Annotated in this window: 20 protein-coding genes and 1 pseudogene; 15 read left to right on the top strand and 6 right to left on the bottom strand. The window is 63.7% G+C overall.

Going from position 1 to position 21,902, the window contains the following annotated elements; all coding sequences use genetic code 11:
• Nucleotide 1 precedes the first annotated feature (1 nt).
• From LB558_RS19035 to LB558_RS19045, 3 genes are read right to left on the bottom strand one after another with little or no spacing between them, the layout of a single operon-like run.
• A complete protein-coding gene (locus LB558_RS19035) occupies nucleotides 2-3,103 on the bottom strand; it encodes an efflux RND transporter permease subunit (RefSeq protein ID WP_224698970.1) in 3,102 nt (1,033 codons plus the stop codon).
• Nucleotides 3,100-4,179 carry an efflux RND transporter periplasmic adaptor subunit gene (locus tag LB558_RS19040; RefSeq protein WP_224698971.1) on the bottom strand — a complete coding sequence of 360 codons (1,080 nt, stop codon included), beginning with the start codon at nucleotides 4,177-4,179 and terminating at the stop codon, nucleotides 3,100-3,102. Before LB558_RS19040 ends, LB558_RS19035 begins: the two co-directional genes overlap by 4 nt.
• Entirely contained in the window at nucleotides 4,176-5,315 is a 1,140-nt protein-coding gene (locus LB558_RS19045) for an efflux RND transporter periplasmic adaptor subunit (RefSeq protein WP_224698972.1), read from the bottom strand. Before LB558_RS19045 ends, LB558_RS19040 begins: the two co-directional genes overlap by 4 nt.
• A 228-nt stretch (nucleotides 5,316-5,543) precedes the next feature.
• Here LB558_RS19045 and LB558_RS19050 point away from each other — a divergent pair, with 228 nt between their 5' ends.
• On the top strand, nucleotides 5,544-6,821 hold the full coding sequence (locus tag LB558_RS19050; RefSeq protein WP_224698973.1) for a 4-aminobutyrate--2-oxoglutarate transaminase: 1,278 nt from the start codon (nucleotides 5,544-5,546) through the stop codon (nucleotides 6,819-6,821).
• Between the two features lie 50 nt (nucleotides 6,822-6,871).
• Here LB558_RS19050 and LB558_RS19055 read toward each other — a convergent pair.
• The 3 genes and pseudogenes from LB558_RS19055 to LB558_RS19065 form a co-directional block, all read right to left on the bottom strand.
• Nucleotides 6,872-7,196 (bottom strand): annotated as a pseudogene (locus tag LB558_RS19055) (type II toxin-antitoxin system RelE/ParE family toxin).
• A 5-nt stretch (nucleotides 7,197-7,201) separates the two neighbouring features.
• On the bottom strand, nucleotides 7,202-7,411 hold the full coding sequence (locus LB558_RS19060; protein WP_224698974.1) for a type II toxin-antitoxin system ParD family antitoxin: 210 nt from the start codon (nucleotides 7,409-7,411) through the stop codon (nucleotides 7,202-7,204).
• A 24-nt stretch (nucleotides 7,412-7,435) separates the two neighbouring features.
• Nucleotides 7,436-8,689, bottom strand: a complete 1,254-nt coding sequence (locus LB558_RS19065) for an NAD(P)/FAD-dependent oxidoreductase (protein WP_224698975.1) — start codon at nucleotides 8,687-8,689, stop codon at nucleotides 7,436-7,438.
• 434 nt (nucleotides 8,690-9,123) lie between these two features.
• On the opposite strand from LB558_RS19065, the gene LB558_RS19070 reads away from it, so the two are divergent.
• The 14 genes from LB558_RS19070 (at nucleotide 9,124) to LB558_RS19135 (ending at nucleotide 21,897) form a co-directional block, all read left to right on the top strand.
• Nucleotides 9,124-10,413, top strand: coding sequence for an imelysin family protein (locus LB558_RS19070; protein ID WP_224698976.1), 1,290 nt, complete (start codon nucleotides 9,124-9,126; stop codon nucleotides 10,411-10,413).
• A gap of 110 nt (nucleotides 10,414-10,523) precedes the next feature.
• Entirely contained in the window at nucleotides 10,524-10,835 is a 312-nt protein-coding gene (locus LB558_RS19075) for a (2Fe-2S)-binding protein (protein WP_023811421.1), read from the top strand.
• Nucleotides 10,801-11,286 carry a bacterioferritin gene (bfr, locus tag LB558_RS19080; protein WP_013527914.1) on the top strand — a complete coding sequence of 162 codons (486 nt, stop codon included), beginning with the start codon at nucleotides 10,801-10,803 and terminating at the stop codon, nucleotides 11,284-11,286. Before LB558_RS19075 ends, bfr begins: the two co-directional genes overlap by 35 nt.
• 12 nt (nucleotides 11,287-11,298) lie before the next feature.
• Entirely contained in the window at nucleotides 11,299-12,900 is a 1,602-nt protein-coding gene (locus LB558_RS19085) for a di-heme oxidoredictase family protein (RefSeq protein ID WP_224698977.1), read from the top strand.
• The gene (locus LB558_RS19090) at nucleotides 12,900-13,979 is read left to right on the top strand and encodes an imelysin family protein (RefSeq protein WP_224698978.1); all 1,080 of its coding nucleotides are present in this window, start codon (nucleotides 12,900-12,902) and stop codon (nucleotides 13,977-13,979) included. The genes LB558_RS19085 and LB558_RS19090 overlap by 1 nt, the downstream gene beginning before the upstream one ends.
• 1 nt (nucleotide 13,980) lies before the next feature.
• The gene (locus tag LB558_RS19095) at nucleotides 13,981-15,087 is read left to right on the top strand and encodes a DUF1513 domain-containing protein (RefSeq protein WP_224698979.1); all 1,107 of its coding nucleotides are present in this window, start codon (nucleotides 13,981-13,983) and stop codon (nucleotides 15,085-15,087) included.
• A gap of 95 nt (nucleotides 15,088-15,182) precedes the next feature.
• Entirely contained in the window at nucleotides 15,183-15,860 is a 678-nt protein-coding gene (gene tsaB, locus LB558_RS19100; protein ID WP_224698980.1) for a tRNA (adenosine(37)-N6)-threonylcarbamoyltransferase complex dimerization subunit type 1 TsaB, read from the top strand.
• Nucleotides 15,861-16,355 (top strand): ribosomal protein S18-alanine N-acetyltransferase, encoded by a 495-nt coding sequence (gene rimI / locus LB558_RS19105; protein WP_024503455.1) that lies wholly within the window; start codon nucleotides 15,861-15,863, stop codon nucleotides 16,353-16,355.
• A gap of 21 nt (nucleotides 16,356-16,376) precedes the next feature.
• Entirely contained in the window at nucleotides 16,377-17,177 is an 801-nt protein-coding gene (locus tag LB558_RS19110; protein ID WP_224698981.1) for a lysophospholipid acyltransferase family protein, read from the top strand.
• Nucleotides 17,178-17,251: 74 nt separating this feature from the next.
• Complete coding sequence (miaB, locus tag LB558_RS19115; RefSeq protein WP_224698982.1) at nucleotides 17,252-18,673, top strand: tRNA (N6-isopentenyl adenosine(37)-C2)-methylthiotransferase MiaB; 1,422 nt, start codon at nucleotides 17,252-17,254, stop codon at nucleotides 18,671-18,673.
• A gap of 83 nt (nucleotides 18,674-18,756) precedes the next feature.
• The gene (locus LB558_RS19120; RefSeq protein ID WP_224699087.1) at nucleotides 18,757-19,749 is read left to right on the top strand and encodes a PhoH family protein; all 993 of its coding nucleotides are present in this window, start codon (nucleotides 18,757-18,759) and stop codon (nucleotides 19,747-19,749) included.
• An 18-nt stretch (nucleotides 19,750-19,767) separates the two neighbouring features.
• Nucleotides 19,768-20,268 (top strand): rRNA maturation RNase YbeY, encoded by a 501-nt coding sequence (ybeY, locus tag LB558_RS19125; RefSeq protein ID WP_224698983.1) that lies wholly within the window; start codon nucleotides 19,768-19,770, stop codon nucleotides 20,266-20,268.
• Between the two features lie 28 nt (nucleotides 20,269-20,296).
• Nucleotides 20,297-21,409 (top strand): hemolysin family protein, encoded by a 1,113-nt coding sequence (locus LB558_RS19130; RefSeq protein WP_224698984.1) that lies wholly within the window; start codon nucleotides 20,297-20,299, stop codon nucleotides 21,407-21,409.
• Nucleotides 21,410-21,426: 17 nt separating this feature from the next.
• Entirely contained in the window at nucleotides 21,427-21,897 is a 471-nt protein-coding gene (locus LB558_RS19135) for a VOC family protein (RefSeq protein WP_224698985.1), read from the top strand.
• The last annotated feature ends 5 nt before the right edge of the window (nucleotides 21,898-21,902 follow it).

Here is a 21,902-nt window from a genome sequence, read left to right on the forward strand (position 1 = left end):
CTCAGGCGGCGCCGCCTTCCGGTATGGCATCACCTGTCGGTTCAGCACTATCCTGCCCCTGCTTCGGCTCCTTGATCCTGAACCACGTCACATAAAGCGCCGGCAGGAACAGCAGCGTGATCGCCGTGCCGGCGATGATGCCGCCCATCATGGCATAGGCCATCGGGCCCCAGAACACTTCGCGCGCGATCGGGATCAGCGCCAGGCTGGCGGCCGCCGCCGTCAGTGCGATCGGCCGCATGCGGTGTTCGGTGGCCTCGATGACGGCCGCCCAGCGATCCTTGCCCTCGGCGACCAGATCCTCGATCTGCACGATCAGGATGACCGAGTTGCGGATAAGGATGCCTATCAGCGCCAGCACTCCGAGAATGGCGACGAAGCCCAGCGGTGCGCCGCTCGGCACCAGAGCGGCCACCACGCCGATCAGGCCCAGCGGTGCGACCGCGACGACCAGGAACAGGCGCTGGAAGCTCTGCAACTGCACCATCAGGATGGTCGCCATGACGAACAGCATCAACGGCACCACGGCGGCGATCGGTCCCTGGCTTTTGGCGCTTTCCTCGACTGAGCCGGCGGTCTCGATCGAATAGCCCGGCGGCAGCTTGGCGATGAAGGCATCGACCGGTGGTTTCAGTTCGTTGACGACGGTGGCCGGCAGCACGTCACCAACCAGGCCGGCCCGCACGGTGATCGTCGGAATGCGGTCGCGCCGCCACACCGTCGGTTGCTCCAGGTCGTAGCGGAAGTTGGCGACCGCCGCGAGCGGGATCGCCTCGCCGCTGCTGGTCGGCAACTGCATGTTCTGCAATGTTTCGATCGAACCGCGCTCAGCCTCGCGGGAGCGCGCCACCACATTGATCAGATAGGTGGCGTCGCGCACCTGCGTGATGGTGGCGCCGCCGACCGTGCTGTTGAGCGCGCTGGCGATGTCGGAAGAGGTGATGCCAAGCTGGCGCGCCTTGTCCTGCAGCACGTCGACTCTCAGTACACGCTGCGGCTCGATCCAGTCGAAGGTCGGCGCGGCAAGCCTGGGATTGGCCGAGATGACACCGGCGAATTGCTGCGCCAGTTCGCGCACCGTCTGGATGTCGGGACCGCCGACGCGGTACTGCACCGGGCGGCCGACCGGCGGTCCGAGTTCGAGCGGCTTGACGAAGGCGTCAGTGCCGACGAATTCCTCGCGCAGCAGCTTTTCCAGCGCCGGCTTCACCCGGTTGCGCGCCTCGATGCTCTTGGTGACGATGACGGTCTGTCCGAAATAGGGGTTGGCCGGCTGCACGTCATACGCCAGCACGAAGCGCACTGCGCCCTGGCCGATATAGGACGAGAAATGGTCGATGTCGGCATTGCCGACCAGCGCCCGCTGCTCGAACCGCTCCATCTGTTCGCGCGTGTCGGCGATCGATGAGTTCTGCGGCAGGTTCCAGTCGACGATCAGTTCCGGCCGGTCCGATGGCGGGAAGAACTGCTGCTGCACCAGGCCGAAACCGGCGATCGAGGCGGCGAACAACAGCACCGTGGCGATGATGGTCAGCCAGTGATGGCGCACCGAGCCGACAAGCACGCGCCGGAACAGCGCGGTGAAGCGGCCCGGCTGGTCGTGATGCTTGGTCTTCATCCTCGCCGGCAGGATGGTGACGCCGAGCAGTGGCGCAAACAGCACCGCCACGATCCACGACACCAGAAGCGAGACGGCGATGACCACGAACAGCGTGTAGGTGTATTCGCCGGCCGCGCTGTTGTTGAGGCCGATCGGAATGAAGCCGGCGACCGTCACCAGCGTGCCGGTTAGCATCGGGAACGCGGTAGAGGTGTAGACATAGGTCGCCGCCTTTCGCAGATTGTCGCCGACCTCCAGTCGCGCAACCATCATCTCGACCGCGATCATCGCGTCATCGACCAGAAGCCCGAGCGCGATGATCAGTGCGCCAAGCGAAATGCGCTGCAGCGAGATGCCGAGATAGGCCATCACCGTGAAGGTGATGGCCAGCACCAGAGGGATCGACAGCGCCACGACGAAGCCGGCGCGCATGCCGAGGCTGATGAACGACACCGCGAGCACGATGGCCACCGCCTCGAACAGGGCGCGCGTGAAGCCCGAGACGGCTTCCTCGACGATGACCGGCTGGTCGGCGACCAAATGCACACCGACGCCGACCGGCAGGTCGGCCAGCACCTTGTCCATCTCCTTGTGCAGGGCGTCGCCGAACTGCAGCAGATTGGCGTTGGGCTTCATGCCGATGGCGAGCCCGATCGCATCCTGGCCGTTGAAGCGGAACAGCGCCGCCGGCGGATCGGCATAGCCGCGCGTGATCGTCGCCACGTCGCTCAGCCGGAAGAAGCGGTCGTTGACGCGCAGATTGATGGCGCGAAGGCTGTCCTCGGAAGTGAACTGGCCGCCGACACGCACGCTGATGCGCTCCGGCCCGGACTGGATGACACCGGATGGCGTAATCGCGTTCTGCGCCTGCAGGCTTGCCACGATCGCCTGTTGGTTGAGGCCAAGCGCCGCGATCTGGCGGGTCGAGAATTCGAGATAGATTGCCTCGTCCTGGGCGCCGACCAGGTCGACCTTGCCTGCATTCGGAACGGTGAGGATTTTGGTGCGGACGTCCTCGACATAGTCGCGCAGCTGGCGCGGCGTCAGCCCGTCCGATGTGAAGGCGTAGATATTGCCATAGACATCGCCAAAGCGGTCGTTGAAGAATGGTCCCTGCACGCCTTGCGGAAATTGCGAGCGGATGTCGTTGACCATGTTGCGGACCTGAATCCAATTCGGCACGACATCGAGCGCCTTGGTGGTGTCTTTCAGGTTGACGAAGATGACGGTCTGGCCGGCGGTTGTGACCGACTTGGTGTAGTCGAGGCTGTCGAGCTCCTCGAGCTTCTTCTCGATGCGGTCGGTCACCTGCTGCACGGTCTCCTTGACCGAAGCGCCCGGCCAGTTGGCCTGGATGATCATCGTCTTGATGGTGAAGTTGGGGTCTTCCTCACGGCCGAGATTGAGGTAGGAGAACACGCCGGCGACGACGAAGACCAGCATGAAATACCAGACCATGGAGCGGTGGCTGAGCGCCCAGTCGGAGAGATTGAAGCCTTTCATGAGGCCCCTCCCTCGGGCACTTTCACCTTCTGGCCTTCGCTCAGGCTGTGAACGCCGGCGGTGACCACACGCATGCCGGCTTCAAGCCCTTCGGCCACCGTGAAGGTGCCGCCATTCTTCGACGCGATCTTGATGTCGTGTGCGCTCACACTCGATGTCTGCGGATCGACGATCCACACTTTGTCGGAACCGTTCTTTTCGAGCAGCGCCGACATGGGCAGCTCGATCGTCGGTGCCACCTTGGCCATGCGGGTCGCCGTCACCGTCGAGCCGAGCCTGAAGGACTGCGGCGGATCGATGAGCGTCAGCTTGACACGCCGCGTGCGGGTCGAGCCCTCGGACTGCGGCGCGATCTCGCGCAGCTTGGCCTCGGTCTGGATTGTCGGCAGCGACTGCAGGATAACCTGGAACGGCGTGCCGGCCGCGAGATCGCCGGTCAACTGGTCGGGAATGTCGACCACCGCCTCGCGTAGGTCCGAACGCGCCACGGTGACAACCGTCTGGCCGGGCGAGACCGTCTGGCCGACCTCGGCGCCAACAGCGGTGACGACGCCGTCGAAATCCGAGAACAGCCTGGCATAACCCAGCTGTTCCTGCGATTTGGCAAGCGAAGCCTTGGCCCGCTCGACACCGGCCTCCGCGGCTTTGCGCGCCTGCTGCGCGGCATCGAAGACAGCTTGCGTGGTGTTGGCCGAGGTGAGCAGCTGGCGCTGCCGTTCCTCGCTGGCGGCGGCGTTGGCGAACTGTGCCCCGGCGTTGGAGAGCTCTGCCTTGGCCGCCTGGACAGCCAGCTCCATCGCGGTCGGATCGAGTGCTGCGATGGTCGTGCCCTTGCTGACGATGTCGCCCACGTTGACGTCGCGCGAGACAACCCGGCCAAGCAGGCGGAAGGCAAGGTCGGCACTGACCTGTGGCTCGACAGAACCGGCGAACCCGAAGACCTGGGTGGTGCGTGGCTCAATCACCATCGACAGCACTGGCCGGATGATCTCCGGCGGCTTTTCATCGGACTTCGAGCAGGACGCGAGCGTGCCGAGCACAAGCACGCCAAGCAGGATGTGCGGCAGCCGGCTCATTGGCCCGCTCCCGATATCTCGATCGTCTGCCCAGGGCTGAGCAACTGTCCGCCAGCGGTGACGACGCTCTGGCCCTCGGCCAATCCCTTGGCGATCACGACCGTGCCTGAATCGAACGCCAGCACATCGACCGGCGCCATTGTCACCGCCTTGGTCGAGGTGTCGACGACCCACACCGCCGGCTTACCGGCACTGGATGTCAGCGCCTGCCAAGGCAGCAGGATCGCCTTCGCCGGCTTCGCGCTGACCGAACCTATGACAGCTGCTCCCAGCGGCATGCCTGTCGGCGTGTCGGGAATGGCGACCTTGACCCTGATCGAGCCCGAAGCCGGGTCGACCGCTGGCGAGATTTCGCGGACCTTGCCCGTCGCCCTGACCTGCGGATCGGACAGCAGCGTGATCGTCACCGCCGGCGAAGCTGGTGTCTTGGCGACCAGCGTCTCCTGCACATTGAATACCGCATCGCGGTCGCCGTCCTCGGCGACTGTGAAGACGGTTTGCGCGGCTTGCACCACCTGTCCGGCTTCGACCTGGCGGGCGGTGATCACGCCGGCGGCGCCGGCCTTGAGTTCGGTGAAGGACAGGTTCTGCTGGGCATTGGCGAATGCGCTCTGCGCTGCCTCGACGCTGCCTCGTGCCACCTTCAGTGCCTGGTCGGCGGCATCATAGTCACGCCTGGTGGTGAAGCCCTGGGCAAGCAATGTCTTTTGCCGCTCGAAGGCGGCGGCGGACTGGGTCAATTGCGCCCGCGCGGCGTCGAGATCGGCCTGTGCCGATCGCAAATCGGATTCCTGTTCCTGCGGGTCGATACGGGCAAGCATGGTGCCCTGGTCGACATGCCGGCCGACATCGACAAGCCGCTCGGCGACGCGGCCTCCGACCCGGAACGACAGATTGTTCAGCGTGCGCGCCGCGATCACCCCGGTCAGCGAGGTTCTCGGCGCGTAGTCGGCCAGCGCCACCGTTTCGGTGCGCACCGTCACCGGCAGTTTTTTGGCCGCTGCTTCCTGCTTCTGGCAGCCTGCCAGCAGAAGGGCCGCCGAGCAGGCGAGAAGCGCTGAGGCGATTGGAAACGACAAAAGGCTGGAGATTTTGACCGATGGCGGCGAGCCGGACGATGTCACGTTCCTGCTCATGGGTTCCCCGGCTGCGGGCGGCTCGCTGATCGCGATGTCTCGCGAATATACGGAAGATAATCGATCCCCGGAAAAAGGGAACCTCTCTCGTACGCGTATCGGCCGATTGCTTATGGCGACACCGCAGGCCCAATCGCCTGCCGGTGGTGCCGACTTGAGGAAAACGTGAAATAAGGTCAGAAGACATCTGATCAAACAAGAACGGGCGCCGGCCCGATGAGGGATACGATGAAGAATTCAGCCATTTCCGAACGCAAGAACCAATCGATTTCCCGCGGCGTCGGCATGACCACGCAGATCTATGCCGACCGGGCCGAGAATTCGGAGATCTGGGATGTCGAAGGCCGCCGCTACATCGATTTCTCGTCGGGCATCGCCGTCGTCAACACAGGACACCGCCACCCCAGGGTGATCGAGGCGGTCAAGGCGCAACTCGACCGCTTCACGCACACCTGCCATCAGGTGGTGCCCTATGAGAGCTATGTGCGCCTGGCCGAACGGCTGAACGGCATGCTGCCCGGCAAGTTCGAGAAGAAGACGATCTTCGTCACCACTGGGGCCGAGGCGGTCGAGAACGCCATCAAGATCGCCCGCAACGCCACCGGCCGTCAGGCCGTAATCGCCTTCGCCGGCGGTTTCCATGGCCGCACCTTCATGGGCATGGCGCTGACCGGCAAGGTCGTGCCCTACAAGGTCGGCTTCGGCGCCATGCCGGGCGACGTCTACCATGCGCCGTTCCCTGTGCCGCTGCACGGTGTGTCTACAGCCGATTCGCTCGCAGCACTCGACCGGCTGTTCAAGGCCGATGTCGATCCGGCCCGCGTCGCCGCCATCATCATCGAGCCGGTTCAGGGCGAAGGCGGCTTCTACGACGCGCCGCGTGACTTCCTGGTTGCGCTGCGCAAGCTTTGCGACCAGCACGGCATGCTGCTGATCGCCGACGAAGTACAGACCGGCTTTGCCCGCACCGGCAAGATGTTTGCGATGGATCACCATGAGGTGGCCGCCGACATCACCACCATGGCCAAGAGCCTGGCCGGCGGTTTCCCGCTGGCGGCGGTCACCGGCCGCGCCGAAATCATGGATGCGCCCGGCCCCGGAGGGCTCGGCGGCACCTATGGCGGCAGCCCGATCGGCGTTGCCGCCGCACACGCCGTGCTCGACGTGATCGAGGACGAAAACCTGTGCGACCGCGCCAACACGCTGGGCGCAAGGCTGAAGCAGCGGCTGCAGTCGATCCGTGACGACGTGCCCGAGATCGTCGACATCAGAGGCCTCGGCTTCATGAACGCGGTCGAGTTCAACGACGTCAAGAAGGGCCTGCCCTCGGCCGAGATCGCCAATGCGATCCGGTTGAAGGCGCTCGACAAGGGCCTGATCCTGCTGACCTGCGGCGTCTACGGCAACGTCATCCGCTTCCTGGCGCCGATCACCATCCAGGACGAAGTCATGAACGAAGCGCTCGACATTCTGGAAAGCTCGATCCGCGAAGTCTGCGCCGCCTGAAAGGGCAGCGCCACTTCTCCTAAGTGGCCTACCTCAAAGCGAACCTGCCGTCAGGAGCTTGGATTCTGTAGCCAGGCGGGAATGTCCCGCTTGGCATGCAGCACTCGCCACACATCAATATGGTCGGGCTGCTCAAGATAGAAAATCAGATATGGATGGCGCTTGAGTTGCACACTCCGCAGACCAGGCAATCCAATTTCGTAGCCATACCTTAGAGCCATATGCTGGATGGCTGCCTATCAGTTTGTAGGCATTTTGAAGGTCCTCGACATAGCCCAACGCCGTATGCGAACCAACTTCGCGTGCATAATAATCATTGGGGTCCTCGATATCCCGCAGAGCGAGGTTTCGAGGGATAATTGCCTTTGTGGCCACTTAATTTATTGGCTCTGCGCCCGTTTTCGCAGCGCGGCGAAATAGTCATCGTCGACGGGAGCGCCCGGCGCGGATGAAGGGCCCTCGAGGAGCAAACCGCGCAGAAGTTGGCGGTCCTGATCGTGACGGATCAATTCACGCACATACTCGCTGCTCGTACCATAGCCGCGATCCGTCACTCGCTGATCGACAAAATGCTTCAAGCTGTCGGGCATTGCGTATGGCAAAAATTGGCAACTCTACGCGCGGGCCTTGGCCGGCTCCATGTTCTGAAACGCAGCCAGTGCAGCTTTCAGCCCCTCGGGGCCAGCAGCCACCATCTGCGGCGTCGGCGAGAAGCCGGCGCCGAGCATCTTGCGCCCAAGCATATGGTCGCCGGGACGGTTCACTGATTCGATGCCGAGCAGCCGGTCGCCGGCATAGTGGTAGATCGAGAACTTGTTGTCGGGCAGGTCGCCCAGCACGACATGGCTGTCGCCGCCGGCGGTCAGGCCGACCATCTGCAGCTTCATGTCGCCGATGTCGGACCAAAACCACGGCACCGCCGAATAGGCGTCGGCATGCCCGGTGATAGTGCGTGCGGCAAGCCGGGCCTGGTCGGTGGCGTTCTGCACCGATTCCAGCCGCACGTCGCCGCCGGTGAACCAGTGTCGGTAAGAGGCAGCATCGCCAATGGCGAGAATCTCCGGCACCGACGTGCGCATCTGGTGATCGACGCGAATGCCATTGGCGATGCCGAGGCCGGCCGCCTGCGCCAGTTCGACATTCGGCACGGCACCAATGCCAACGATGACCATGCGCGCCGGCAGAATTTCGCCTGACGAGGTGATCGCGGCCGTGACATGACCATTTTCGCCATCGAGCCTGGCGATAGAGGTGCCGGTAAGGATGCGCACGCCTGTCGCTTCCAGCCGTTGCCGGACGTGGCTCGCCACCACCGGCGCCACGGCGCGGCCGAGCAGCCGCTCCACCGCCTCGACCACTGTCACCGTGCGACCGGTGGCCCGCAGTGTGGCTGCGATCTCCAGCCCGATGAAACCGCCGCCGAGGATGACGACTTCGTCGCTTTGCGCGCTGAGGTCTCGGATCAGCCGCGCATCGGCCAGCGAGCGCAGCGACAGCACCCCGGACAGATCGGCACCGGGCAGCGGCAGCGTGCGGGGGCGCGAGCCTGTCGCCAGGATCAGGTGGTCGAAGGCAAGCGCACCACCGCCGGCAATATCCAAGCTGCGGCGTCCGGCATCGATGCGATCGATCCTGGCGCCAGGCCGGTAGTCGATGGCGCTGCCGGTGTAAAAGGCCTCGCCGCGCAAGGGCTGTGGCTTGGCCTCGGCATCCTTGATGAAGGTCTTCGACAGCGGCGGCTTATGGTAGGGCAGTTCGTCCTCGTCTCCGACGAGGATCACCGGCCCGTCATAGCCGTCCTCGCGCAGACTTGCGGCCGCTTGCACGCCCGCATGACCCGCGCCGACAATGACCACACCGTTCTTCATCGCACTCAATCCCGATTCTTACTCTAGGATGTTCCGCCAGATGGCAATTGTCTGGCACCGCTGCAAGCGAGCTTTTGCCGGTCGCATCCGGGATGGCGGCTGTCAATCGCACAGTTCTGCGGCAAGACCGGTGCAGGAAAATGCATAAAGTTGACAGTCGCAGTTTAGAATAATTCTAAAGTATTGTTTCAATTGACTTTTCTTGCGGATTGTCATTGACATCCGACGATGTCGCAGCTTTATGGAGGCTCGCGCGTCAGCGCATTCCTTTAATGTCTGGGCCTTGAACCCTTTCGATTGGAGGCATTTTGGTGTCTTTCTTCCGCGAACCGCGCGATGGCGCGGCATCTCTTGCGCCCAATGGCCCGCAGATGGCCTGGCGCCGGTTGCTATGCGCGCCGTCTACAGAATTTCCGAGAAACTGGAGAGTGATCATGACAGCACGATATGGCAGCAGGCTTGCGGCGATCGGCGCCACTGCCCTGCTGACGGCGGCGGTATTCGTGTTGCCGGCAAAGGCGGAAGCCGATGCAAAGGCGGTCATCAAGACCTATTCCGACATCGCGCTCGCCAAATACGAGGATTCGCTGACCGCCGCGCAGGCGCTCGACAAGGCGGTCGACGCGCTGCTCGCCACGCCATCGGTGGAAACCCTCAACGCTGCCCGTGACGCCTGGAAGGCATCGCGCGTTCCCTACCAGCAGACCGAGGTCTACCGCTTCGGCAACAAGATCGTCGACGACTGGGAAGGCAAGGTGAATTCCTGGCCGCTGGATGAAGGCTTGATCGACTACGTCGCCAAGAGCTACGGCACCGAATCGGACGCGAACGCGCTCTACACGGCCAATGTGATCGCCAACAAGGAGATCGAGATCAACGGCAAGAAGGTCGATGCATCGAAGCTTTCGCCGGAATTCCTCTCCGGCACGCTGCAGGGAGCCGGCGGCATCGAGGCCAATGTGGCCACCGGCTATCACGCCATCGAATTCCTGCTCTGGGGCCAGGACCTGCATGGCACCGGTCCCGGTGCCGGCGAGCGCCCCTTCACCGACTACGACCTCAAGAACTGCACCGGCGGCAATTGCGACCGCCGCGCCGAGTATCTGAAATCGGCCAGCAACCTTCTGGTTTCGGATCTTCAGGAGATGGTCGGCAACTGGAAGGAAGACGGCGCCGCCCGCAAGGCTCTTGTCGATGGCGAGCCGAACACGGCGATCTCGACGATCTTCACCGGCATGGGCTCGCTGTCCTATGGCGAACTGGCAGGCGAGCGCATGAAGCTCGGCCTGCTGCTGCATGATCCGGAAGAGGAGCACGATTGCTTCTCCGACAACACCTACAATTCGCATCTCTACGACGCTATCGGCATTCGCGCGGCCTATAATGCGAGCTACACGCGTCTCGACGGCACCGTCGTTTCGGGTCCCTCGGTGGCCGATATGGTGAAGGCGGCCGATCCGGCGATCGACAAGGAACTGTCTGACAAGCTCGATGTTTCGGTCGCCAAGATGGAGGCGATCAAGGCGCGTGCACTGGCCGGCGAGGCCTATGACCAGCAGATCGCCGAGGGCAACATTGAGGGCAACGCCACCGTGCAGGCGGCGATCGATGCGCTGATCGATCAGACCAAGTCGATTGAGCGCGCCGTCGGCTCCCTGAAGCTCAGCACCATCGCCTTCGAAGGGTCCGACAGCCTCGACGCGCCGGACAAGGTGTTCAAGTAAGGGTCGAAGACGGGACTTATCCGGAGCCAGACAACCGGCTCTGGAACGGCCTCCGCTAGAAAATCAAGCCACACGGCGCGGGAGACGCCGTCAGCCAGCCGAGCAAGCCAATGCTGATTTGTCATTGCAATATCATCACCGAGAAGGAGATCGAGCAGACGATCGTCGGGCTGCTCGACCAGGATCCCTGGCAGCTGATCGTGCCGGCGAAGATCTATCATGCCATGCAGAAGCGCGGTCGCTGTTGCGGCTGCTTCCCAAATGTGGTGGAAACGATCATTCGGGTCACCGAAAATTACCACGCCCGCTCGGAGGCGAGCGGCGTGGATGTTGTTTCACACCTGGATCGCGTCAGAGGCCTGCGCGTCCAATACGGGAGCAGAATTCATGAAAGGCGATCCGCAGATCATCGAGCGGCTTAACGAGGCCCTTTTTCTGGAACTCGGGGCCGTCAATCAGTACTGGGTGCATTTCCGTCTGCTTGAGGACTGGGGATACGCCAAGCTGGCAAAGAAGGAGCGGGCGGAATCGATCGAGGAGATGCACCATGCCGACAAGCTCGTCGCCCGCATCATCTTCCTTGAAGGCCATCCGAACCTGCAGTCCGTGGCGCCGCTGCGCATCGGGCAGAATGTCAAGGAAGTGCTCGAATCCGACCTTGCCGGCGAATATGACGCACGTACCGCCTACAAGCGCTCGCGCGAAATCTGCAACGACGCCGGCGACTACGTGACGATGAAGCTGTTCGAGGAATTGCTGGCCGACGAGGAGGGTCACATCGACTTTCTCGAGACGCAGCTCGACCTGCTTGCATCGATCGGCGAGGAGAAATACGGCCAGCTCAACGCCGCATCGGCGGACGAGGCGGAGTAAGGGCATGCGGGAATGCGGCGCCTACTAGAATTCGTGCGCCGCTCGCGGCGGGCCAATGGCTCGCCGCTTCTTCCAAAGACGCCAGCCGGATTGGCGCCTCGGCGCTGTGTCGTGCTCGTGTTTGCGCTTGCCTCTTCGGCGATGGCGGGTGATCTTCAGCCGGCCGGGCTCGCCACCACGCGCACCGACCTCAATGCGAAGGATCAGGCGCGCGTCATCGCCGTCACCAGGCCGACCACGGATTTTTCCAGGCCAGAGCAGTTCGAGCTTATGCAAGGTGGCGCCGGCACGTCCCGAAAGGACGTCAGCCGCGATTCCTTCTCGCAATCCTCGGCCAACATCACCTTCGAGGAAGAGGGCGACTTCAAACTCGGCAATGCCCTTTTCCGCAAGAACTGGGTCTCGTCGCCATCCTCGACGCAGGCTTCGGACGGGCTCGGCCCGCTGTTCAACGAACGTGCCTGCCAGAACTGCCATCTGAAGGATGGCCGCGGCCGCCCGCCGCAAGGCGACGCCGGCACCACGTCGATGTTCCTGCGGCTGGCCCGCGACGCCAGCAGCGCGCAAGAGAGGGCGGCGCTTGCCAACCACGAGGTGCTCAATTTCCCCGACCCGGTCTACGGCACGCAATTGCAGGAGCTCGCCGTACCCGGCCTGCCCGGCGAAGGCAGGATGCATATCGACTATCAGGAACATAAGGTGGAGCTGACGGACGGCACTGTGATCTCCTTGCGCAAGCCGAGCTATTCGGTTGACGGCCTTGGCTACGGGCCGATTGACCCACGCACCACGCTGTCGCCGCGCCTGACCCCGCCGATGATCGGCCTGGGCCTGATCGAACAGATCGCGCCGGCTGATATTCTCGCCCACGCCGATCCGCACGACAGGGACGGCGACGGCATTTCCGGCAGGCCGAACATCGTGCGCGATGGCTTGAGCCGGGAAATGACGCTTGGCCGCTTCGGCTGGAAGGCGCAGACCGCTTCGATCCGCCAGCAGGCGGCGGATGCCTTTGCCGGAGACATCGGCATCTCGACGCCCGAAGAGCCGAAGCATTGGGGCGATTGCACTGCTGCGGAAGGAAAATGCCTCGCCATGCCAAACGGCGTGCAGCAGCGTCTTGGCCCGGTCGAGGCGCCTCCGCCGGTGATGGATCTCGTCACCTTCTATTCGCAGAACCTGGCCGTGCCGTCGCGCCGGGACCTCGACCAGCCGGACGTGCTCGCGGGCAAGAAAACATTCTACGAGATCGGCTGCATTGCCTGCCACACGCCGAAATTCGTCACGCGCCGTGATACGCCCAACAAGGCGCAGGCCTTCCAGTTGATCTGGCCCTATTCCGACTTCCTGCTGCACGACATGGGGCCTGATCTGGCCGATGGCCAGGCCGTGGGAGATGCGACGGGCACTGAATGGCGCACGCCGCCGCTGTGGGGCATCGGCCTGACCGAGACGGTCAACGGCAATTCCTTCTTCCTGCATGACGGGCGCGCGCGCAGCCTGACCGAGACGATCCTGTGGCATGGCGGCGAGGCGCGGAAAGCGCGCGACCGCTTTGCCGCCGCCAGTGCGACTGAGCGTGACGCGCTGCTCAAATTCCTGGAGTCACTGTGATGTTCAAGTGTTCTGCATTGTTTCTCGCTCTTCCGCTGGCCCTGCTGAGCGTTGTCCCTGCATCGGCGGCGGTCAAAGCCTCCGACATCATCCAGCGGGCGATCGATGGCTTCGTCCGCCCGGCCTATGCCGGCCTGCACGAGCAGGCGGAAGCCTTGACCGGAGCCATGCGCAAGCTGTGCGTCACGCCCTCGCAAGGAGAGCTCGATGCCGCACGCGCAGAATTCTCCGCCACCGTCTATGCCTGGTCGTCAGCCGAAATCATCGGCTTCGGGCCGATCAAGGAGAACAACCGGCTGGAACGCATGCTGTTCTGGCCGGATCGCAAGAGCATTGGCCTGAAGCAGGTGCAGGCGGCGCTGTCGGCCAAGGATCCGACCGCCACCGATCCGGCACAACTGGCTGGCAAGAGCGTTGCCATGCAGGGGCTGGGCGCGCTCGAATTCGTTCTTTACGGCGACGGCGCCGCTGCACTTGCCGGCAAGGATGATCCCTATCGCTGCGCTTATGGCACCGCTGTTGCCGGCAACATCGAAACCATGGCTGGCGAGGTCAGCGCCGCCTGGAACAAGCCGGACGGCTTTGCAGCACTTTGGGCCAATCCGGGGCCGCAGAACCCCCTCTACCGCGACGGCAATGAAGCGGTGACCGAACTGGTCGGCGTCTTCGTCAATGAGCTGGAAATGGTGCGCGACGTGCGCCTGAAAGGGTTTTTCGGCGGCAAGCCGGATGCGGACAAGCCGAAACAGGCAATCTACTGGCGCTCGCAAAACACCACCGCGTCACTGGCTGGAAATCTCTCCGGCATCGATACGCTGTTCCAGGCCTCGAAGCTGGGCGATGCCCTGCCGGACGATGCGCGCTGGATGGCCGAATCGATCCACATCCAGCTGGTCAACGGTGTCGCCACCGCCAAGGCCGTCAGCGGTCCAATCGACAAGGCGCTTGCCGATCCGGCGTTGCGCGACAAGCTCGATCATTTCGCGCTGATCACCTCCAGCCTGTCGACCCTGATCGGCACCAGGTTGACCGCCGAATTCGGCCTGACCGCAGGCTTCTCCTCGCTGGATGGGGACTGAATTGAAAACCCTTCTGATAGATCGCCGCGATTTCCTGAGAGCTGCCGGCATTGGCTTTGCTGCCGCGATGGCGCCATCGGCCTGGGCAACGACGCTTGCGGCCGACGCCGTCTTCGCCACCGCTTTCGTCAAACGCGACGGCAGCTTTGGCGCTGCCGTCCTGTCCGAGGCCGGCAAGGTCCTGCATGCGATCGACCTGCCCGATCGCGGCCACGACGTCACTTTCGATCCCATATCGAAACGCTCGGTGGTCTTCGCGCGCCAGCCCGGCACCTTCGCCGTGGTTTTCGACCACTCGGGCCGTGACGCGCCGATGACCATCGCCAGCATCGCCGGCCGGCATTTTTTCGGCCATGGCGTATTCTCGGCCGACGGTGCGCATCTCTATGCCACCGAAAACGACTTCGACAACGCCGCTGGCGTCGTCGGCGTCTACGATGCGCGGGCGAAGTTCAACCGCATCGGCGAGTTCCCGACCTACGGCATGGGTCCGCACGAGCTTCTGCTGCTGGGTGACGGCAGGACGATCGCCGTTGCCAATGGCGGCATCGAGACCCATCCGGATTACGGCCGCGCCGAGCTCAACATCGCCACCATGAAGCCGTCCTACGTGCTGATCGACCGCGTTACCGGCGATCTCATCGAGAAACACGAATTGCCGGCCGCACTGCACCAGCTGTCGATCCGCCACATGGACACCGATCTTTCCGGGACCGTCTGGTTCGGCTGCCAGTACAGGGGGCCGGGCACCGATCGTCCGTTGCTGGTCGGTCGCGCCACGCGCGGCAAGGATTTGCAGCTGCTCGACATGCCGCAGGACGTCTTGTCCGGCTTCCGCAACTACATAGGCTCGGTCGCCGCCAATCCGGCTGCCGGCACGGTCGCGGTCTCCTCGCCGGAAGGCAACTCGCTTGTCGTGATCGATGCGGCCAGCGGCCGGGTCGTCACGAACAGCGCGTTGGTCGAGGTCTGCGGCGTGGCTGCCGATGGAACCGGCTTCATGGCCACCACCGGCGCCGGCGAGATCGTCGAGGGCAGCGGTGCGACACGCTCCGAACCGGACTATGTCTGGGACAACCACATGCTGCGCATCGAACAGGCCGCATAGGCTACAAGCGAAGCCGCTTGACGAATTATGCACTATCCCCTTGCGGTGGCGGGCCGTGGCGGGCACAGGGAATTGTTTTTCGAACCGGTTGCTTCATGAAATTGCTTGCCATCGACTGTGCCGCCAACCTCTGCGCCGCCTGCGTCTATGACGCGACGGCGAAGCGGGAGCTTGGCCGTTCGGTGCTCGATCTCGGCAAGGGTCATGCCGAACAGCTGATGGCGGTCATAGCCGAAGCGCTGGAGGCAAGCGCAATCGACTATGCAGGTCTTGGCACTATCGCCGTCTCTGTCGGCCCCGGTTCCTTCACCGGTCTGCGGGTTGGGGTCTCGACCGCGCGCGGCCTGGCGCTGGCGCTGAAGCTACCGGCGATCGGGGTAACGACACTGGAGGCGCTGGCTGCCGAAGCAGCAGCGGCATTTCCCGGTCGCGCGGTGCTGGCGGTGCTCGATGCCGGCCGTGAGGAGATCCACGCGGCCTTTTATGACCAAATGTCAGCCTTGACTTACGGTCCGGCCGTGGCCACGCTGGCTGACGTGGTGGCAATGGCGATGGAAACGTCTCCGGTGCTTGCCGGCACCGCGGCAGCGCTCATTAGCGCATCGGCCGGGCGCGAATTCGATGCCGGCCCTCGGACAGCCACCGCCGACATTGTCACCTACGCCCGCCTGGCTGCCGCCAAGGGCGCGGGCGAACGGCCGAAACCACTCTATCTGCGCGGCGCCGACGCCAAGCCGCAGGCCGGGTTCATTCTTTCAAGGCAAGAAAATTAGATGCGCATACCTTTTCTCCAACCACGCCGCCGGGACTATGCGCTCGAGCCGCTGAGGATCGCCGACAGTCCGGCGGTCTCGCTGCTGCATCGCGAAGACTTTGTCCGCCCCTGGACCGATGGCGAATTCGCCGCCTTGCTCGAACAGGACACGGTGTTCGGCTATGCCGCGCGCGAAACCGGACAGGGCTCCAAGCCGCCCGTCGGCTTCGTGCTGGCGAGGCTTGCGGCAGGCGAGGGCGAGATCCTGACCGTCGCGGTGGCGCGATCGCATCGCCGGCAGGGGCTGGGCTGGCAATTGATGGACGCGGTGTTGCGCGAACTGCACGCGCAGCGCGCCGAAGCGCTCTTCCTCGAGGTCGACGAGACCAATGTCGCGGCGATCGCGCTTTATCGTCGGCTGGGCTTCCGCGAGGTCGGCAAGCGGCCGAATTACTACAGATCGGCCGAACACGGACCGACCGGCGCGCTTGTCATGCGCCGCGATCTTCGCTAGCGAGACGGCCGGGATGGGGCGATGATCAAGAAAATCAGGATTTTCCTGGCGCTGGGCCTCGTTGTCGCCGGTTCGCTGGTCCTCGTGCCGTTACAGATACTGTCGATGAAGACCGGCTGGTGGCCGGAAACCTTCATCCTCAAGATCTGGCACAAGCTGATCATCAGGGCGCTCGGCATGCGCATCCATGTCAAAGGAACGCTGTCCGACAAGCGCCCGTTGTTGGTGGCGTCCAATCACATCTCCTGGACCGACATCATGGTGCTGGGCTCTTTTGCCGATGTGAAGTTCATCGCGAGAGCCGATATGGAAGGCTGGCCGCTGATCGGCATGCTGTCGAAGCTGCAGCGCACCGTGTTCATCGAGCGCGAGCGCAAGCGTTCGTCGGGCGACCAGGCAAGCGAGATTGCCAGCCGCATGGCCAAGGGCGATGCGATGGTGCTGTTTGCCGAGGGCTCGACCGGCGACGGCAATATGGTCCTGCCGTTCAAGAGCACGCTGTTCGGCGCCGCCTCGATGGCCATTTCGGAAGGCGCGGCGGAACAGGTGTTCATCCAGCCGGTGGCGATCGCCTATACGCGTCTGCATGGCGTGCCGCTCGGCCGCCGGCATCGCCCGCTTGCCGCCTGGATCGGCGATGAGGATTTGATGCCGCATCTCAAGGTATTGCTGGCGGAGGGCGCCCTCGACGTCGAGGTGCATTTCGGCGAGGCAATCGCCTTTTCCAAGGGTTCGAACCGTAAGGAGACGTCGAAACTGATGGAAAGCCAGGTGCGTGAGATGATGCAGGCGGCGCTTGCCGACCCGCGGCCGAGCCGCTAGCCCCGGCATGCCCTTGCTGGCGCGGGCCGAGAATCGTCTGTTTTTTGTCACGGAAAGGCGTTAGAAGCCGCCTTATGGACTTGAACACGATAGAAAGCGACGACATCGGCACTACGGCTGGACAGCCGGCGGTGCTTCCCGCGGCAGCCAGAAAAGTCTTCATCAAGACCTATGGCTGCCAGATGAATGTCTATGATTCACAGCGTATGGCCGATGCGCTGGCTGCCGACGGCTATTCCGCGACCGACGCCATTGGCGAGGCTGACCTGGTGCTGCTGAACACCTGTCATATCAGGGAGAAGGCGGCCGAAAAGGTCTATTCCGAGCTCGGCCGTATCCGCGACATGAAAGCCGAGCGTGCCCTCGCCGGCCGCGAGATGCTGGTCGGCGTCGCCGGCTGCGTGGCGCAGGCCGAAGGCGCCGAGATCATCCGCCGTTCGCCGGCCGTCGACCTGGTCATCGGCCCGCAGACTTATCACCGGCTTCCCGACGTGCTGGCGCGGGTGCGCGGCGGCGAAAAGATCGTCGAGACCGACTACGCCATCGAGGACAAGTTCGAGCATCTGCCGCAGCCCAAGCGCGCCGAGGTCATCAAGCGCGGCGTCACCGCCTTCCTCACCGTGCAGGAAGGCTGCGACAAGTTCTGCACCTTCTGCGTTGTGCCCTACACAAGGGGCTCCGAAGTGTCCCGGCCGGTGGCGCAGATTGTCGCGGAGGCTGAGCGCCTGGCCGAAGCCGGCGTGCGCGAAGTGACGCTGCTTGGCCAGAACGTCAATGCCTGGCATGGCCAGGGCGAGGCCAAAGGGGGCAAGACCGAGGAGTGGGGCCTTGGCCGCCTGCTGTTCAGGCTGGCCGAAATCCCCGGGCTGGCGCGTCTGCGCTACACCACCAGCCACCCGCGCGACATGGATGACGAACTGATAGCGGCCCATCGCGATCTGCCGGCGTTGATGCCCTATCTGCATCTGCCGGTGCAATCAGGCTCCGATCGTATCCTCAAGGCGATGAATCGCCGGCACACGGCGAGGGATTATCTGGCGCTGCTCGACCGTATTCGTACAGCGCGGCCTGACATCGCGCTCTCCGGCGACTTCATCGTCGGCTTTCCCGGCGAGACCGAGGCGGATTTCGAGGCGACGATGGAACTGGTGCGTCAGGTGAATTACGCCTCGGCCTTCTCGTTCAAATATTCGCCGCGTCCCGGCACGCCAGGCGCCGAAATGTCCGATCATGTGCCGGAAACGGTCAAGGACGAGCGCTTGCAGCGGCTGCAGGCTCTGCTTGTGAAACAGCAGCAGGATTTCGGCTTGAGCCTCGTTGGAAGCACCATCGACACGCTGATCGAGAAGCCCGGCCGTCAGGCCGGCCAGAAGGTTGGCCGCTCACCTTGGCTGCAGCCGGTTATTGTTGATGAAAAGGCCGGCGAAATCGGTGACATTATCCAGGTGCGAATCACGAAGACGGGCTACAACAGCCTGTTCGCCGAATTGGCCTGAGGGTCTCGGCAGATGAGGAGAGACGGTTGAGCGCAGCAGAGCTGAAGAACCTGCCCCCGGTACCGGCATCTGGGGCTTCTGACATGGCGCACATCGTTCTGACTTTCGACAACAACAAGCTTGCCAGCGCCCTTTACGGTCAGTTCGACGAAAACCTCGCCAGGCTGGAGCAGAAGCTTGGCGTCGACATCCGCTCACGCGGCAACCAGCTGACCATCAAGGGTTCGGCGTCGGCCGCCGAGCAGGCGCGCCGTGCGCTCGACAATCTCTACGGCATTCTCCAGAAGGGCGTCGATATTGGCCAGTCCGACGTCGACGGCGCAGTGCGCATGGCGATTGCCGCCGACGATCAGCTGACGCTGCCAACGCTGGAACGCAAGGGCAAGGTCTCCGCTGCCCAGATCACCACCCGCAAGAAGACGATCTATGCCCGCTCGCTCAACCAGGACGCCTATATGCGGGCGCTGGAGCGGTCGGAACTGGTGTTTGGCATCGGCCCGGCCGGCACCGGCAAGACCTATCTGGCGGTGGCGCATGCGGCGATGCTGCTCGAGCGCGGCATGGTCGAGCGCATCATTCTCTCGCGGCCTGCGGTCGAGGCCGGCGAACGGCTGGGCTTCCTGCCTGGCGACATGAAGGAGAAGGTCGATCCCTATCTGCGGCCGCTCTACGATGCGCTTTACGACATGATGCCGGCCGACAAGGTCGAGCGCGCCATTGCCGCCGAAGTGATCGAGATTGCACCGCTCGCCTTCATGCGCGGCCGCACGCTGGCGCATGCCGCCGTCATCCTCGACGAGGCGCAGAACACCACACCGATGCAGATGAAGATGTTCCTGACGCGTCTGGGCGAAAACTCGCGCATGATCGTCACCGGCGATCCGACCCAGATCGACCTTCCCTCGAACACCAAATCGGGCTTGGTCGAAGCCTTGCGGGTTCTGGACGGCGTGGCGGGCGCGGTCACCGTGCGCTTCAACGACGGCGACGTGGTCCGCCATCCGCTGGTGGCGGAAATCGTCAGGGCCTACGACCGGGACGCCAAGCTGGCGCGTGGCCTCGGCGCCGAGAATTGATGTTGGCGATGCGGCTTCATGCCTGAGGACATAAGATCCGGCGACGGGACTGTTCCCGTCGACATCGACATATCGATTGAGGCGGGGAACTGGCCCGACGAGGCAAGCCTGACGCGGCTGGTCGATCGCGCCGTCAAGGCGGCTTTTGCCGAAACCGGCGTGGCGGGCCGTTCCGAACTCAGTCTCGTTTTTACCGACGATGCCCATATCCAGGTTCTCAACGCCGGCTGGCGTGGCAAGGACAAACCGACCAACGTCTTGTCTTTCCCGGCTTTTCCGTTTGCGCAAGGCGGTCCGTTGCCGCCGATGCTGGGCGACATTGTGCTGGCCGCCGAAACGGTCGCCCATGAAGCGGCACTGGAAGACAAGCCGGTCGAGAACCATATCACCCATCTCGTCATCCACGGCCTGCTGCATCTGCTGGGCTACAATCACGAGACCGACACTGAGGCCGAGGCGATGGAAGCCGTCGAACGCGCAGCGCTCGCAAGGCTTGCCATTCCCGACCCCTACGCGTAACTACATCTGACCAATTGACCGGACGACGATGAACGACAAACCAGAGACTGCCGCCCGCCCCGACGCCGGCAGTGCGACCAAGGCTTCCGATACGTCGGAAGAGGGATCAAGTCCGAGTACCGTCACCTCTGGTGGCAGCAGTACCTCTGCTGCTGCCGGCACCGGCAGCGCTGCCGGTGAAACATCGCCTGCCGGTCCATCCCTGTTCGACCGCGTTCTGGGCCTTTTCAGGCAACGCAATGGAACCAGCCTGCGTGAGGAAATCGCCGGCGCGCTTGCCGAGACGACGAGCGACGCCGGCGCCTTCTCGCCCGGTGAACGCGCCATGCTCAACAACATCCTGCGGCTGCGCGAAGTGCGCGTCGAGGACGTCATGGTACCGCGCGCCGATATCCAGGGGGTCGAGATCACGACGACGCTCGGCGATCTGCTGGGCACCTTCGAACAATCCGGCCATTCGCGTATGCCGGTCTATTCCGAGACGCTGGATGATCCGCGCGGCATGGTCCATATCCGTGACGTGCTGGCTCACATCACCAAGATCGCGCGCGTCAAGAAGGGCCGCACGACCAGGAAAACGCCTGCCGCCACGGTACTCGACCTCGCCCAGGTCGATCTTGCGCGCACCATTGGCGACCTCAATCTGATCCGCCCGGTGCTGTTCGTGCCGCCGTCCATGCTTGCCTCCGACCTGATGGGCCGCATGCAGACGACGCGCACCCAGATGGCGCTGGTCATAGACGAATATGGCGGCACCGACGGCCTTGCCTCGCTGGAGGACATCGTCGAGATGGTGGTCGGCGACATCGAGGACGAGCATGACGACGACGAGCCGATGATCATCCAGAGCGGCGACGGCGTGTTCATCGTCGACGGCAAGGCCGAGATCGACGACGTCGCCAACATGATCGGCGGGGATTTCGCCGCCGGCGAACATGGCGAATATGTCGACACGATCGGCGGCATGATCTTCAACACGCTTGGCCGCGTTCCGGCCCGCGGCGAGGTGGTGCAGGCCATACCCGGCTTCGAGTTCCACGTCCTCGACGCCGACCCGCGCCGCGTCAAGCGCGTGCGCATCGTGCAGAGCCAGAAGGGTGAGCGCCGCCGGCGCGCCTCCGCGCGCACTGAACAGGCATAAGCGTTTTCGCTCGCCCGATGACGGTCGACGACCCTTTCAGGCACTCCACCCTGGGGGCCGGCGTATTCTATAAGGATCCCCGAGCCGCGCTGGACTGGCTGGAAGTGGCTTTCGGCTTCGAACGCAGCATGGTGGTCAGCGATGCCGAGGGAAAACTCCTCCATGCAGAGATGCGATTCGGCGACAGCTACATCATCGTCGATTCCGAATGGAGCGATTACGTCGCCAGCCCGGCTTCGGTCTCGGGCAAGAACACGCAATCGGTCTATGTCAGGCTGAAGGATAGCATCGACGCACATTGCGAGCGGGCTCGGGCGGCCGGTGCTGATATAATCCAGGAACCGACGGATCAGTTCTACGGCGAGCGCCAGTATCGTGCACGCGACCCCGAGGGCCATGTCTGGACCTTCACGCAGACCATCCGTTCGGTTCCGCGCCAGGAGGCCGAGCGGCTGGGGGGCGTTCAAATCGAGGGGTGGCACCGGTAGGGCAT

The sequence above is a fragment of the Mesorhizobium sp. CO1-1-8 genome (assembly GCF_020164875.1).
GTDB lineage: Bacteria > Pseudomonadota > Alphaproteobacteria > Rhizobiales > Rhizobiaceae > Mesorhizobium.

Coding starts and splice junctions, on each gene's coding strand:
- LB558_RS19035 (WP_224698970.1), bottom strand. CDS start 3,103: ATGAAAGGCTTCAATCTCTCCGACTGGGCGCTCAGCCACCGCTCCATG.
- LB558_RS19040 (WP_224698971.1), bottom strand. CDS start 4,179: ATGAGCCGGCTGCCGCACATCCTGCTTGGCGTGCTTGTGCTCGGCACG.
- LB558_RS19045 (WP_224698972.1), bottom strand. CDS start 5,315: ATGAGCAGGAACGTGACATCGTCCGGCTCGCCGCCATCGGTCAAAATC.
- LB558_RS19050 (WP_224698973.1), top strand. CDS start 5,544: ATGAAGAATTCAGCCATTTCCGAACGCAAGAACCAATCGATTTCCCGC.
- LB558_RS19060 (WP_224698974.1), bottom strand. CDS start 7,411: ATGCCCGACAGCTTGAAGCATTTTGTCGATCAGCGAGTGACGGATCGC.
- LB558_RS19065 (WP_224698975.1), bottom strand. CDS start 8,689: ATGAAGAACGGTGTGGTCATTGTCGGCGCGGGTCATGCGGGCGTGCAA.
- LB558_RS19070 (WP_224698976.1), top strand. CDS start 9,124: ATGACAGCACGATATGGCAGCAGGCTTGCGGCGATCGGCGCCACTGCC.
- LB558_RS19075 (WP_023811421.1), top strand. CDS start 10,524: ATGCTGATTTGTCATTGCAATATCATCACCGAGAAGGAGATCGAGCAG.
- bfr (WP_013527914.1), top strand. CDS start 10,801: ATGAAAGGCGATCCGCAGATCATCGAGCGGCTTAACGAGGCCCTTTTT.
- LB558_RS19085 (WP_224698977.1), top strand. CDS start 11,299: ATGCGGCGCCTACTAGAATTCGTGCGCCGCTCGCGGCGGGCCAATGGC.
- LB558_RS19090 (WP_224698978.1), top strand. CDS start 12,900: ATGTTCAAGTGTTCTGCATTGTTTCTCGCTCTTCCGCTGGCCCTGCTG.
- tsaB (WP_224698980.1), top strand. CDS start 15,183: ATGAAATTGCTTGCCATCGACTGTGCCGCCAACCTCTGCGCCGCCTGC.
- rimI (WP_024503455.1), top strand. CDS start 15,861: ATGCGCATACCTTTTCTCCAACCACGCCGCCGGGACTATGCGCTCGAG.
- LB558_RS19110 (WP_224698981.1), top strand. CDS start 16,377: ATGATCAAGAAAATCAGGATTTTCCTGGCGCTGGGCCTCGTTGTCGCC.
- miaB (WP_224698982.1), top strand. CDS start 17,252: ATGGACTTGAACACGATAGAAAGCGACGACATCGGCACTACGGCTGGA.
- LB558_RS19120 (WP_224699087.1), top strand. CDS start 18,757: ATGGCGCACATCGTTCTGACTTTCGACAACAACAAGCTTGCCAGCGCC.
- ybeY (WP_224698983.1), top strand. CDS start 19,768: ATGCCTGAGGACATAAGATCCGGCGACGGGACTGTTCCCGTCGACATC.
- LB558_RS19130 (WP_224698984.1), top strand. CDS start 20,297: ATGAACGACAAACCAGAGACTGCCGCCCGCCCCGACGCCGGCAGTGCG.
- LB558_RS19135 (WP_224698985.1), top strand. CDS start 21,427: ATGACGGTCGACGACCCTTTCAGGCACTCCACCCTGGGGGCCGGCGTA.